Source organism: Streptomyces sp. STAM6, assembly GCF_054963715.1.
The window spans coordinates 18,816-32,598 of the sequence record NZ_JBUEFZ010000026.1 but is presented as its reverse complement, the minus strand read 5'-3'; the positions used below and the strand labels follow the sequence as shown (position 1 = coordinate 32,598).

8 protein-coding genes are annotated in these 13,783 nt (G+C 72.8%); 3 read left to right on the top strand and 5 right to left on the bottom strand.

From position 1 onward, the window contains the following. Nucleotides 1-156 precede the first annotated feature (156 nt). Nucleotides 157-3,027 (top strand): helix-turn-helix transcriptional regulator, encoded by a 2,871-nt coding sequence (locus ACY34K_RS25310; RefSeq protein WP_462750997.1) that lies wholly within the window; start codon nt 157-159, stop codon nt 3,025-3,027. 43 nt (nt 3,028-3,070) lie between these two features. On the opposite strand, the gene ACY34K_RS25305 is transcribed toward ACY34K_RS25310, so the two are convergent. The 4 genes from ACY34K_RS25305 to ACY34K_RS25290 are packed head-to-tail and all read right to left on the bottom strand — an operon-like array spanning nt 3,071 to nt 9,083. Then, on the bottom strand, nt 3,071-5,257 hold the full coding sequence (locus tag ACY34K_RS25305) for a bifunctional serine/threonine-protein kinase/ABC transporter substrate-binding protein (protein ID WP_462750995.1): 2,187 nt from the start codon (nt 5,255-5,257) through the stop codon (nt 3,071-3,073). A gap of 10 nt (nt 5,258-5,267) precedes the next feature. Next, on the bottom strand, nt 5,268-7,544 hold the full coding sequence (locus ACY34K_RS25300) for a bifunctional serine/threonine-protein kinase/ABC transporter substrate-binding protein (RefSeq protein WP_462750993.1): 2,277 nt from the start codon (nt 7,542-7,544) through the stop codon (nt 5,268-5,270). Continuing rightward, a complete protein-coding gene (locus ACY34K_RS25295) occupies nt 7,544-8,431 on the bottom strand; it encodes a hypothetical protein (RefSeq protein ID WP_462750991.1) in 888 nt (295 codons plus the stop codon). The genes ACY34K_RS25300 and ACY34K_RS25295 overlap by 1 nt, the downstream gene beginning before the upstream one ends. Nucleotides 8,432-8,474: 43 nt before the next feature. Then, complete coding sequence (locus ACY34K_RS25290) at nt 8,475-9,083, bottom strand: hypothetical protein (protein ID WP_462750989.1); 609 nt, start codon at nt 9,081-9,083, stop codon at nt 8,475-8,477. A gap of 919 nt (nt 9,084-10,002) precedes the next feature. Between ACY34K_RS25290 and ACY34K_RS25285 the strand changes: the two genes are divergently transcribed. After that, entirely contained in the window at nt 10,003-11,112 is a 1,110-nt protein-coding gene (locus ACY34K_RS25285) for a BTAD domain-containing putative transcriptional regulator (RefSeq protein WP_462750987.1), read from the top strand. A gap of 102 nt (nt 11,113-11,214) precedes the next feature. Here ACY34K_RS25285 and ACY34K_RS25280 read toward each other — a convergent pair whose 3' ends face one another. Further along, complete coding sequence (locus ACY34K_RS25280) at nt 11,215-11,880, bottom strand: cutinase family protein (RefSeq protein ID WP_462750985.1); 666 nt, start codon at nt 11,878-11,880, stop codon at nt 11,215-11,217. Between the two features lie 200 nt (nt 11,881-12,080). On the opposite strand from ACY34K_RS25280, the gene ACY34K_RS25275 reads away from it, so the two are divergent. Further along, nucleotides 12,081-13,742 (top strand): PLL family lectin, encoded by a 1,662-nt coding sequence (locus ACY34K_RS25275; protein WP_462750983.1) that lies wholly within the window; start codon nt 12,081-12,083, stop codon nt 13,740-13,742. The last annotated feature ends 41 nt before the right edge of the window (nt 13,743-13,783 follow it).

The following is a 13,783-nucleotide window of genomic DNA, read 5'->3' as shown; positions in this document are numbered from 1 at the left end:
TTGAGACCCAGGTCGTTGCCGGCTCCGCGGCGTCGTAGTTCTATGGGGGGCGGCCGGTTGTGGCCAGGTTGCGGAGGCGCGACCACTGGGGAATGATCACGCGGGCTGGGTGGGGAACGGAGACGCGCTGGTGCCGCGTTGGACGGGGCGGCGACGATGCTGGTCGGCAGGGCTGACGAACTGAAGCGGCTCATCTCGGTGGTCGGCGGTCTGGGGCAGGACGGCGGTCCCGCTGTCGTGGACATCTGCGGAGACGCCGGCATGGGGAAGAGCCGGCTGCTGAGCGAGCTCTGCGCGCGGGCACGGCAGGGTGGGCTGACCGTGCTGCGCGGCCGGGCCACGGAGTACGAGTGGCACACTCCGTTCCAGCCGTTCACGGACGCGTTCGCCGACACCGATCGTGCCCTTCTCCACTCGGATGCCCTGCCCGAGGCGGCCGCGCCGGTACTCCGCGGAGCCGACCGTCTCCACGGCACGGCGTCGGGGCCGGGCAACCGTGACCGTTTCGGCCTCTATCGCGCGGTCGCGGACGTGCTGACCGGGCTGGGGGAACGCGGCGGGCTGGTGATGGCCCTGGACGACCTGCACTGGGCGGACCCGGCGTCGCTGGAGCTGCTGGACCACCTGATCCGGCACCCGGTGGCCGGCCGGGTGCTTCTGGTCGTGGCCCGACGAGAACGGCAGACGCCGCACTCCCTTGCCGCGGCCCTGACACGCGGCGCCGACAGCGGGGCCGTACTGCCGATGGCGCTCCGGCCGCTGCCCGAGCAGGCGTCGATCGAGGCGCTCGCCTCCGACCTGTCACCGGGCGACGCGAAGAGGATCTACGCATCCAGCGAGGGCAACCCGCTCTACCTCCACTGCCTGCTGCACGCCTACCGGAACGGCGCGCCGGCGCCCGGCACCTCCGTCCGGGCCCACGACGACACCGCGTCCGGAGTGCCGAGCGGACTGGCATCCCTGCTCCTGGACGAACTGACCCCGCTGACCCCGACGCAGCGCCGTACGGTCGAAGCGGTGGCGGTCCTCGGCGACCATGCGACGCCGGCGATGCTGAGCCGGACGACCGGCCCCACCACGCCGGAGGAACTCGACGGCTGCATCGGCGCACTGACCCGGCGCGATCTGCTGCGCATGGGCCCCGACGGCCGCTGGACCCTGCGCCATCCGCTGCTGCGGGCCGTGGTCTACCAGAACACCGCCGCACCACGCCGCGCCGAGATCCACCGCGGCGCGGCGGACGAACTGGCCCGGGCAGGCGCCTCCGCCGCCGAGCGCGCTCACCATGTCGAGCGGTCCCTGGTCGGCTGGGATCCCGTGTCGGCGGCCGTGCTGCGCGAGGCGGCCGCCCAGTTCGCCCACACGGCGCCGGCGACGGCCGCTCATCTGCTGGACGTCGTCCTCCGGATCACGCCGGACACGCCCGCCCGCGCCCAGCAGCGAGGAGAGCTCCAGCTGGCGCGCGCCAGAGCCCTCGGTGTGGGCGGCAGCCTGCGGGAGAGCCGTGACCTGCTGCACACGCTGATCAGCGCGTCCGGGCAGGACGGCACGGCGCTGCGCAGGGACGCGATCGCGCTGTGCGCCATGATGGAACGGCATCTCGGCCATTCCCCGGAAGCGACAGCTCTGCTGCGGCGGGAACTGACCCGCAGTCCGGGTCCCGAGCCCCGCCAGGCGGTCTCCATGGGACTCGCCCTCGGCATGGCCGCCCTGAACACGGTCTCCTACCCCGAGGTACGGGACGAGATCGCGCGGACCCTCGCCGTCGCCCGCTCCCACGGCGACCTCATGGGAGAGCTGGGGGCCCTGGCGCTGGGGGCGTTGGGAGAGGCGTACGAAGGGCAGACGGCGGCGGCCCGCCGGTTCGCCGATGCCGCGGCCGGACTCGCGGACGGCCTCACCGATCCCAACCTCACCGAACTGTGCGAGTCGCTGGTCTGGCTGGCCTGGGCGGAAGCCCTGCTCGAGCGTTACGACGCCGCGGAACGCCACGCCGACCGGGGCCTGGACATCGCCCGCCGCAGCGGCCAGGTCCACGTCCTGCCGCACCTGCTGAGCAGCAAGGCGTTCGTGCACCTCAGCACCTGCCGGCTGCCGTCCGCCCTGCAGGCGGCGGACGAGGCGGAAGCCGTCGCACGAGCCATCGGCAGCGGCGACCTCCTGGCCTTCACCCTGTGCTTCAAGGCGCTGATCCTGCTCGTGCGGTGCCCCCTGGGTGACACCAGGGCCCTGACGACCGCCGAGGAGGCCGTGGCCGCCGCCGGTGGAAGCAGACACTGGTGGGCGTCGCTGGCCAAGTGCATGCTCGGTCACACGGCGCTCGTCAGCGGCGACCCGCACCGGGCGCAGGAGGCCATCCTGAGCGCAGGCGGTCCCGAACTGCTGGGACTGCAGCCCTCCATACGCCCCGGCCAGCTCGACACCCTCGTCAGCACCGCCATCGCCGTCGGCGACACCGAGCGGGCCGGGCGCTGGGCCGCACGAGCCGCCGAGGAAGCCGACCGGATGGGCCTGCACGGTCAGCGCGGGGCGGCACTGCGCGCCGAGGCGGCGCTCGCCCAGCACCGCGGCGACAGCCGCACGGCCGCCCGCCTCTTCGAGCGCGCCGCGCAGCAGTACGCGCCGTCCGGTGCCACGCTCTGGGAGGCGTACTCCCTGCTCCTGGCGACGGTCCAGGCGCAGGCCGCCGGCGACGGCCCGCGCGCCGTCGCGATGTGGGAGCGGGCCCGCCGTCTCGCCGACGGCGGCGGCGCGCGCCTGCTGTCCGACCTGGCCTCGCTCGTGCGCCCCCCGGCCGGGGAACCCTCGCCCGCACCCACGGAGCTCGACGGGCTGACCTCCCGTGAACGGGAGATCGCCGAACTCGTCGCCGAGGGGCTGAGCAACCAGGCCATCGCGACGAAGCTGCACCTCAGCCCCCGCACGATCGAGACACACCTGTCGGCGGTCTACCGGAAGACGTCCGTGCCGTCCCGCTCGGCACTGGCCGGCCTGGTGGTGCGTGCGGCCCGGGACCGTCGCGTGTGAACGACCCGCCGGACGGCACACCGGACGGGGCACGAGGCGTGGCTCAGGCCGTGACGTCCCGGTAGTCCCCGAGGCAGCGGAAGGCGCCCCCGGTCGCCCGGAACAGGTACATGGCGTCCGTGTAGCGATAGGTGGCGGAGTCGTAGCGCAGCCGTTTGGTGATCCCCTGATGGTCGGTCTCGCGCAACTGGCCCACGATCGCGCCCCGCTTCGCGCGCGACGCGCCCAGGGCCGTCATGGCACGGGCCACGAAGAGTGTCGCGTCGTAGGCCTCGGCGGAGTACCAGGGCGCGGCGGTGCCGAAGCGTGCACGATAGGCGGTGACGAACGGCTTCGCGGCCGTCACCCCGGCCGGATCGAGGAAGGCCGTCGCGAACACCCAGCCCTCGGCGGCATCGCCCGCCGAGGCGAGGAAACGCGAGTCGAGGGCGCGCTGAGTGGCCAGCCGCGCACCGGAGAAGCCGGCCGAACGCAACGCGCGGGCCAGCCGCGCGGCCCGCGCGTACCCGCCGGCGAACACCACCGCGTCCGCTCCCGCGTGCGTCACCGACTCGGCGAGGGCACGGAAGTCGCCGTCCGAGTCGTCCGCTGCGGCGAGGGTGCGCCGGACCGTGGTGTGCTGCCCGGACCGCACGGCCTCGTCGACGGCCGCGCACAGACGCCAGCTGAAGTCGCCCTCGGCGGCATCCTCGATCAGCACCGTCCTGCGGGCCCCGGCGGTGCGGACGAGGTGGGTGGCGACTGGCGAAACCAGGGTCGTGTCACCGGGGCGGGTGGCCGCGTACACCCGGTAGGTGGTGGTGGACTCCTCATCGAGGCCGACCGACACCGTGACCATGGGGAGCCCCGCCTGCTGGTAGAGGCCGAGGGTCTCCTTCGCGCAGGCGTCGATGGTCGGCCCGATCACGGCGCTGACCCGGTCGTCCGCCGCCAGCCGCCGCGCGACCTGGCGTGCCCGGGCCGTGCTGCCCGCGTCGTCGTGCACCTGCAGCGCCAGGTCGAAGCCGCGGCCGGCTCGGGAGTTGAGGTGGTCGACGGCGAGCCGGACACCGTTCTCCTGCGCGCGGCCCGTCGCACGGCCGCCGCCGCTCAGATCGGCGTGCAGGGCGACCACCAGACGCGGAAGCGGCGCCTTCGCGCCGCCCGCCGCCGAGCCGAGGACGGGGCGGTTCGCCGTCCACCAGGCCGCCGTTCCGCCGGCCGCCAGGACCCCGGCGGCCGAGCCGAGTACCAGGAAGCGACGACGCGTAGTGCCCCGGCCGACGACCGTCTCGTCGCCGGGCGGTGCCTCGGGCACCGCGGCAGAGCCGGCCGCCGTCGCCACGGAGACCTCGGTCGCCTCGACGGCCGGCAGGGCGAGCACGGCGGTCGAACGACGCGCGATCAGCCGGATCAGGGACTCCGGCAACCAGCCCCCGGTCCCGCCCGCACCGTCCAGGGCCCGCCGTACCTCGGGCACGTCCGGCCGGGAGCCGGGCTCCTTCGCCAGACACGCCCTCAGCAGTGGCAGCAACGGCTCCGGCACGCCGTCCAGGTCCGGCTCGTCGTGGACCGTGCGCATCAACGTCCCGGCCGCGGACCCCCGGCCGAAGGGACGTTCGCCCGTCACGACGTAGGCCAGCAGACAGCCGAGTGAGAAGACGTCACTGGCCGGCCCGATCTCGCGGCCCCTGCCCTGCGCCTGTTCGGGGGAGAGGAACCCGGGGGAGCCGACCACCATCCCGCTGGCGGTGAGCGCGGTGTCCTCCGGCATCCGGGCGATACCGAAGTCGATCACCCGGGGCCCGTCGACCGCGAGCAGCACATTGCCGGGCTTGACGTCCCGGTGCACCAGGCCCGCACCGTGCACCGCGTCCAGGGCCTCGGCCAGCCGCGCCCCCAGGACGCGGACGGTCCCGTACGGCAACGGGCCGTACGCCTCCACCGCCTCCGCCAGCGACGGCCCCGGCACGAACGCCGTGGCCAGCCACGGGGACTCGGCGTCCGGGTCCGCGGCGAGCAGCGGCACCACCCAGGGGTTGACGACCCTGCCCGCCGTCTCGACCTCCCGGCGGAAACGGGCCCGGAAGCCCGCGTCGTCCGCGTGCGCCGCGCGGATCACCTTCACCGCGGCGAGCGCGCCTCCGGGCGAGCGGGCCAGGTACACCACGCCCATGCCGCCCGCGCCCAGCCGGCGCACCAGCCGGTAGCCCGCGATCCTCGACGGGTCCGCGCCGCGCAACGGCTCCATCAGCGTCCCCTCAGCCGGACACCTGGAAAGGTGCCGCGCCCTGGTACGCGAACCGGCCGCCGCCGGCCTTCCACAGGTAGACCCCGCCGCCGTCGACGACCAGGGCGCCGGTCGCCTTGTCGAACGCGAAGTTCTTGGAGATCCCCTTGTACGTGGCCGAGCGCAGGGCCGTCCTCAGGTTCTGCCGGGTGCGGCGCGCGGCGGAGAGCGCGCCCAGAGCGCGCACGGCAAGCTGTGCCACGTCGTACGCCTCCACGGCGTAGCGCTCCGGATCGGCGTCGAAACGCCTGCGGTAGGCGGCCGTGAACGCCTTGGCCTCGGGTGCCGCGGTGGCGTCCATGACCGGGGCGACGATCACCCAGCCGTCGGCGGCGTCCCCCGCGGCGGACAGGAACCGGTCGTCGAGCACTCCCTGTGCGGCGGCTCTGGCCCCCCTGAAGCCGCGGCTGGTCAGTTCCCGAGCCAGCAGCGCGGCACGGTCGTGATGGCCGGCGAAGACCACCGAATCGGCTCCGCCGGCCAGCAGGGCGTCCAGGGTCGGCCCGAAATCGGTGCGCAACGCGCTGACCACCTTCGGCACGGCCGGCAGACGTTCCTTTTGCAGGATCCTGCTGAGGGAGCTGCTGATCTCCCAGGCGTGGGCGTCCGCCGCCCGGTCGTCGACGATCCCGACGGTGCGCGACTTCGCGACACCGCGCAGGTACGCGTCGAGGTAGAGCGGCAGGACCGTGTCGGTCGCCCGGGCGTGCAGGAGGGACCGGCTGCCCAGCACCCCCAGCACGGTGGCGCCGGGGGAGACCGCGATCAGCGGCAGCGAGGCGGCGTCGTAGGCCGCCAGTGAGGCCATGGCGGTGGCGTCCGTGGTGGGACCGACCACGGCCAGCACCGAACGGTCGGCGGCGAGCTTCTTGGCCGCTTCGGCCGCCCGGGCCGGATCGCCACCGTCGTCCACCGTCTTCACGGCGAGCGTGAAGGGCCTGGTCGCACGGGAGTTGAACGCGTCGACCGCGAGCCGCAGCCCTCGTTCCTGCGCCCGGCCGACCGCCTTCTGATCGCCGGTCAGGTCGGCGTGCAGGCCGAGGGTGTGCACCGGACCGGTGGCCTTCGGAGCGGGGCCGTCGTTCCCGCCGTCACCGGAGCGCGCCCACCACGTGGCCAGCCCGCCCCCGGCCGCGACGGCCGCCGCGCCCCCGGCCATGAGCAGGAAGCGGCGCCTGCCGACGGTACGGGCGGACGGCTGAGCGGCCGCGGTGTCCGCCGCCGCGGTACCGGCGGACGCGGGGTCGAACTCGGTGTCGTCGACGGCGGGAAGCGTGAGCCCGGCGGCCGACCGTTCCGCGATCAGCCGGACCAACGGCTCCGGGAGCCAGGCCTCGGCGCCGGGAGCCGGCTCCTCCTCGCCGCCCGCAGCATCGTCGGGTGCCCGGGGAGGTACCGCACGCAGGGCCTCCCGCGGGTCGGGAGGCGAGGCGGGCGACGAGGGCGTCGTGGCCGTGAGGGCCTCGGACAGTGCCCCGGCCGTGGGCCGCAGCTCCGGGTCCTTCTCGAGACAGGCGCCCACCACCGCGGCGAGCTCCGCCGGAACACCCTCCACGTCCGCCGTGTCGTGCACGGTGCGGTACAGCAGCGCGTCGATCGAGCCCGTACCGAACGGCGGGCGGCCGGTCGCCGCGAAGGCCAGCACACAGCCCAGCGAGAAGACGTCTCCGGCCGGTCCCGGATCCTGTCCGCCCCGCGCCTGTTCCGGTGGCAGGAACCCGGGTGTGCCGACCACGACGCCGGTCGACGTGAGCGCCGTGTCCTCGGAATCGCGGGCCACACCGAAGTCGATCAGCCGGGGCCCGTCGAGTGCGAGGAGCACATTGCCGGGCTTGACGTCCCGGTGCACGAGACCCGCCGCGTGGAGTTCCCGCAGCGCCTCGGCGAGCCGCGCGCCCAGCACCCGCAGGCTCCGCACCGGCAGCGGCCCGTGTGCGGCGACCGCCTCGCCGAGCGAGGGGCCGGGAACGAACGCGGTCGCCAGCCAGGGCTGCGCCGCCTCGGGGTCCGCGTCCACGAGGGACGCCACCCACGGGCTGGTCATCCGGCGCGCGGTCTCCGCCTCGCGACGGAACCGCTCGCGGAAATCGGTGTCCTCGGCGTACTCGACCTGGATCACCTTCAGGGCGACCAGGGATCCGCCGGCCGAGCGGGCCAGGTACACGACACCCATGCCACCCGCACCGAGACGTCCGAGCAGCCGGTGCCCCGCCAGCTTGGCGGGGTCGGAATCACGCAGCGGCTCCATCACTTCTCCTTCAGCCACTGCTCGACGCGCGTCAGCATCCGAGCCAGGGCCTCGCTGCCCAACTGGTGGAGTTCCCGCTCGGTGTTCCCCCTCGCGCCCGTCACGGAGACGGCCACGACGACCGTGCCCAGCCGGGCGACCATCCACCGGTACGGCTGTGCGGCACCGCCGTTGCCGACGTACTCGCCGGCCTCGAGGACGGAGTCGTCGGCGTACTCCTGCTCGCGGGCGCCGAAGGCGGTGCCGAGCGACATCAGACCCGTGATCCGCTCGTCGGACCGGGGCAGCTGCTCCGGGCAGCGCAACACCTCTTCGAGGGTGGTGCTCAGCTGTTCGTCGGCGCCCAGGACGGAGGAGTGCACCGTGGTGACGGCCGTCACCTCGACCGCGCCCTTGCCCCCGCCGGCAGGCAGCCTGCTGTAGCGGGACGCGCTCGCCAGCACCCCCCGCGGCAGGTTCTCACGCCCCCAGCGGCAGCTCTCGTCCAGCACGGCCCAGGTGCCCGGTGTGCCGGCGCCCGGCTCCCGGGCGACGAACCCCCGTCCCCAGTCGCGCGGGACGAGTACGACGGATTCGGCCAGGCGTCGCCCGTCCTTCGAGGTCCGGGGGACGAGGGAGGCATCCGGTGTGAAGACGGAAGGGGCGGCGGAAGAACCGCCCGACGGGGTCGCCCCGGCGCTGGGTGACGCAACGGCCGACGCGCCCGGCGACACCCCGGCGGGGGGAGAACCGCTCTGCCGGGAACCCCTGTCCTCCGGCGGGGCCGAACAACCGGCCAGCACACTGCCCGCCATCAGCAAGGTCAGCCACCGATTGCGCCCCCCACGGGTGCCCAGCACCTCACGGACGCGGTCACGCATCCGGGCCGTCGAGCCGAGCGACGTCATCTGTCGGTCTCCTTCGTCGCGTTGCGTGACGCCGTGGCGGCGCTCAGAGGGTCGGGAAGAGCACAGCGAAGAAGAGCCACAGCAGCACGGCCCAGAAGACCGCCGCCGCCAGCGACACCAGCAGAGAGCTGCGCCACCTCAGCACCAGGAAAGGGAAGAGCACCAGGGCCGCCCAGGCACCGGCGACATCGATCGACAGGCGGGCCGCCTCGCCGAGGGTTCCCGCGCGTCCCGCGGCGATTCGGCGCAGCAGCCGCTGGGAGACGAAACCGTACAGGCCGAAGACGATCGGGAAGAACCACAGCGGCGTGACCGTCACCAGCTCGGACTCGGACAGCTCATCGAACATGACCAGGTAGACGAGGGCGGCGCCCAGCGCACCGGCCACCAGGGCGGTCACGTACACGGCGGTCAGGGCGGTCGGCTCCGCCGCCCCGGCGGGCGCGGGACGGACGGCCTGCTGGCGGCCGTCCGGCGGCGCAGCAGGAGCACCAGGCGCGAACACGGGTGAGGCGTAGGGCACATCGGCCGACGGGGCCCGGACCACCTGGTGGCAGTGGGGGCAACGCACGTCCAGTTCGGCGCGGTCGGCCGGAGCCGAGATCAGGTGCCCGCACGAGGCGTGGAACTCCACTCGCTGACGCTGGTTCACGCGTTGCCTTCCCTGTACTGCCCGCACATTGCCCGACGCCGGTGACGTGTCGGCCGGCCGAGACAACTCCGACCCAAGGGAGAAGAACGCCGGAGCATCCGGCCGCCCGCCCCGCCTCACGGCTCTGGAGCGATCCTCACAGAGCCGGGCCCCACGGGCATCCGGGAAACCACGTATGTCCACACGTAGCCGCACCGGTCCGCCACCCGCACGCATGGGCGGAGAGCTCGCTGCCGCGGCTCCGGGACGGGCTGTCCGTGCGGCTCGTCGGACGGCGCCGGCCCCGGGGGTCCGGATCCTCGGTGCGGGTGGTGCCTGGAAGGGACAGAGAAGTGACGACGGCCGGACGTCACATCGCGCGCCGGTGTGCGGCGGACGGTCACGCTGGTCCGCGTCCGGTGCGGAAAGGCGGCATGAAAGGCAGTCGGTGGCCCAGGGACGATGCATGAATGCCCGGAGCCCCCGGGCGGACGCTTGTCGGGCGAGGGCAACGCGCCGCCCGACAACGGACCCTGACGGGCGGCACCCTGCCGTCGAACGACCGTCGTCCGGAGGAGGCGCTGCGGCGTCACTCCGGAACTCGTCGCCGCCGCTGGGGCCGTGGCTCCACGTGTCACCGTCCGTCCGCTCCAGGCATTCGCGGACCTGCCCGCCGGGCGGCCCGTGGCCCAGCCGGTCTCCCCCGTCACCGCCCGCGAGGAGCAGGTGCTCCTCGCGGGCGCTCGCGGGCTGACCAACGGTGTCGGCCTGGGCGTTGGCGAACAGCTGGGGAACCGGCCCGCAGAACACCGACGGAGCACCAAGGAGCCCAGGTCGCGCGTGTCACTCCGGATCGTTCCGGATGCCTTGCCCGGCGCTCCCCCCTCTACCTTGTCGTCGGCGCCCGCCAGACCGACAGTCCGGAGTACGGGGAGCAGCGATGCCGACGACCGTCACCACCGAACGCCCGACTGCCACCGTGCTCGGGCAGCAGGAGCGCAAGGTGCTCGCCGCCGTGGGCTGCGGCCTGCGGGACGACGAGATCGGCGCCGCCCTCGGAGTTTCCGAGGGTGCCGTCGCCGAACACCTCGCGCGGATTCTGGTGAAGCTCGGTCTGCGTGACCGGGCCGCCGCCATCGTCCACGCCTTCGACTGCGGGCTGGTCGTGCCAGGGCGTGGGCCGCGTACGCAGTCGGTGAGCCAGGTGTCGCGGACCGCCGCCGGCCGGGCGGGCGGGGCCAAGGTGCGGATTTCCTTGCTCGGGCCGCTGCAGGCTTGGCAGGACGGGCGGCCCCTGGACCTGGGGCATCCCCGCCAGCAGGCCGTACTGGCGGCGCTGGCACTGGGCACGGGACGGAGCCTCAGCCAGCAGGAACTGCTCGATGACGTGTGGGGGATGGAGCCGCCGGCAGGGAACGTGGTGCCGGTGTACGTCTATCGGTTACGCAAGGCCCTGCGGGGCGGGGAGTCTCCGGGCGCGGTCATTGAGTTCGCCCGGCGTGGGTACCAGCTGGTGCCCGGGGCGGTCGACGTGGACGTGGCACGTATGGAGGAACTGGTCACCGTCATCGGGGCGGCCGAGCGGGCGGGGGAACCGGCCGAGGCGGTCCGCCTGTGTGCCCAGGCGCTGGAGCTGTTTCGCGGGCAGCCTCTGGCCGGTCTGCCCGGGCCGCTCGCGGAACTGGAGCGGCTGCGGCTCACCGAGCGCAGGATCGCCATCGTACAGCGGAAGTTGGAGTGGCAGCTGCGGCTGGGCCAGGACTCGGAAGCGCTCGCCGAGCTGTTCGCCCTGTCCGCGGCGCACCCCCTGAACGAGCCGTTGGCCGCGATGCTGATGCGGGCTCTGTACCGTAACGGCCGGCAGGCCGACGCGTTGACTGTGTTCGACCGCGCCCGCCGCCGTCTCGCCGACGACCTGGGGGTTCCTCCGAGCAGGATGCTGCGGCGGACGCACCAGATGATTCTGTGCGGCGACGAAGCCGGCCTCGGCCTCTCCCCCTCGGCCGGGCGGCCGCGGGCGCATCGTCATGGTGCGACGAAACGTCGGTGACGCGGTCCCGAACAGCGCGGGCGCTTCACCACCTGCCAGCGGCACCGGTTTTCCGGGGCCGATGACAGATGGCGAAGCATTCGGCTTTTGCGCCCTCTCCGGTTACCAGGAAGCGGGATACCAGGCGCCGTTGTACCATTCCTCGTTGGCGCTGTCGTTGTGGTGATCCATGTTGAAGTCGTGCGGGTAGTTGTTGACGTGGTTGCCCGGGTAGGTCCAAATGCCGGCGGACTCGTCACAGACGTAGTCCCAGTGGCAGATGGTCTTGACCGGCACGTTTCCGAAGAACCTGTCGGCACCGGCGAGCGGGGCACCGACGAAACCGCCGAACGGCACGGCTCCACCATTGGCTCCGGGCGGGCCCTGGCGCTTGGGGTCCGCGATGAGAATGGCGTTGACGTTGCCGAACGTCATCCAGTTCTCGGTGACCCAGATGTGCACCACCGCGGCGCCCAGAGAATAGCCACCCATCTTGACGTGCTGGTCCGGACACGCGGCGCGCTGGTTACGTACCAGCCGGTTCAGCTCGTTGACGCCTGCGCGGGCGCTCGCGCCGTTGGGAATCTGGGTGGGATACCCGACGTGCTGCTGGATGTTGCCGGTGAAGCCGTCGTTGTTCCACGAACTTCCCGTGCCGCCGACAACGATCGTGTACGTGCCCTCGCAGGAAGCCGCTGTCTGTGCTTGCGCCGCGGATCCCTGCGCCACTGAAAGCCCGGCTGTCAGCACGAGTCCGGCCAGCGCGGCCGCGAACTTTCTTGCCCGCATTCGATACTCCCCATCTAGTCGGCCAAGGTCACCGGACGACAGTGACAGCAGCCAATGACATCCCGATGAAACCCAAACCCTGAGGCCGGGGTGGAGGCCCGTTCCATCGGGATTTCATCGGCGCCCTCTACCGTCGGCCGCCGATCCCCGGAATCAGCTGAATTCCGCCGACTTCACTCCACAACGGAGGGGTACACACAGTGGCAAGAACCGGCTTACACCGCGTGTTCACCAGACTGGCCGTCGTGGCCGGCGTCTGGGCGTTGGTCATCGGGATGACCGCCTCGGTCGCCGTCGCGCAACCCGGGCCCGTTCCGGGCCGGGGCGACGACCGCTCGGGCGTGTCCCGGTATTTCAGTGGCCCCCAGGGGTTCGCCATTCCGACCGTGCCATGTGATCCGGCCGGCCCGTCACCCACCGACGCCATCATGGCCGACCAGCTCAACCCGCAGCTGCACGCGAAGATGGCCGGCTACCTCAGCGCGTACAAGATCTCCTGCGCGAGGATGGTCACGCAGGCGGTGAAGGACCGGGGACTCAACCCGCGAGCCGCGACGATCGCCATCGCCACGATCATCGTGGAGAGCAGCATGAACAACTACTCCCAGCCCGTCGACCACACCAGCGTGGGGCTGTTCCAGCAGCAGGACTGGTGGGGCAGCCGGGAACAGCGTCTGAACCCGACCTACGCCACCAACGCCTTCCTCGACGCGATGGAACGAGTGTATGAGGGCGGGTCGTGGAACAACGCGCCGATCGGCGAGGTGTGCTGGCGTGTCCAGCAACCGCGGGAGGATCTGCGCCACCTGTACGGGATCGAGGCGGGCGACGCCGCACTCATAGCCAACGCGCTGTGGGCCGGCACGGGCGGCGGCCCGAAGCACCCGTACGCCTCGGGCCGTGTGGTGTCGGGCCGGTCCGCGGACGGGCGGCTGGAGGCCTTCGCCGCCGGCGCGGACGGCGTGTACCACTCGTGGCAGACCGCGGTGAACGGCGCCTGGTCGCAGTGGCGGTTCGCGGGCGGTCCGCGCAACGCGCAGCTGGCGGTGGCGTCCAACGCGGACGGCCGGCTGGAGGTGTTCGCGCTGTCGGACACCACGTTCGACCACATGTGGCAGACCGCGCCGAGTGCGGGTTGGTCCGGTTGGCAGAACTTCGGCACCGGTGGACACCGGCTGGCGGCGGGCAACAACGCCGACGGCCGTATCGAGGTGTTCGCCTCCAACGCCAACGGCGTCTTCCACCGCTGGCAGACCGCGCCCAGCGGTGGCTGGGCCGGGTGGGAAGACGTCGTCGGCGGCCCGGCCAAATCGCGCCTCGCCGTGGAGAACGCACCCGATGGACGACTCGAGGTGTTCGCGCTGTCCGACTCGACGTTCAAGCACCTGTACCAGACGGGTGTGAACGGCGGTTGGTCGGCCTGGGAGGACTTCGGCGGCGGCGGCCACGACGTCACGGCCAGCTACAACCAGGACGGCCGTATCGAGGTGTTCGCCTCCAACGCCAACGGTGTGTTCCACCGCTGGCAGACCAGCCCGACCACGTGGTCGGAGTGGACGGGCACCGGCGGCGTCTCCAACGCCGAGCTGACCACGTCACGGTCGGTCGACGGCCGGGTCGAGGTGTTCGCGATCAACGCCACCACCGCGAGCCACTCCTGGCAGACCGGCCCGAACGCGGCGTACTCGCAGTGGGAGACCTTCGGTGGCGGCGGCACCGAGATCGGTGCGAGCAACAACGCCGACGGTCGCATTGAGGTGTTCGGCACCAGCCATGCCGGTGTCTACCACCGGTGGCAGACCGGGTTCGCCACATGGTCGGAATGGGGCTGGCTGAACGATTCGGGCCCCGCGATCAACTAGGGGGTGCTCGCTTCGCGGCGTGGCCAGACGGGGTCATGGAG

Excerpts from the sequence above, each read along its gene's own strand:
- ACY34K_RS25310 (WP_462750997.1), top strand. The coding sequence starts at position 157 with ATGCTGGTCGGCAGGGCTGACGAACTGAAGCGGCTCATCTCGGTGGTC.
- ACY34K_RS25305 (WP_462750995.1), bottom strand. The coding sequence starts at position 5,257 with ATGGAGCCGTTGCGCGGCGCGGACCCGTCGAGGATCGCGGGCTACCGG.
- ACY34K_RS25285 (WP_462750987.1), top strand. The coding sequence starts at position 10,003 with ATGCCGACGACCGTCACCACCGAACGCCCGACTGCCACCGTGCTCGGG.
- ACY34K_RS25295 (WP_462750991.1), bottom strand. The coding sequence starts at position 8,431 with ATGACGTCGCTCGGCTCGACGGCCCGGATGCGTGACCGCGTCCGTGAG.
- ACY34K_RS25280 (WP_462750985.1), bottom strand. The coding sequence starts at position 11,880 with ATGCGGGCAAGAAAGTTCGCGGCCGCGCTGGCCGGACTCGTGCTGACA.
- ACY34K_RS25300 (WP_462750993.1), bottom strand. The coding sequence starts at position 7,544 with ATGGAGCCGCTGCGTGATTCCGACCCCGCCAAGCTGGCGGGGCACCGG.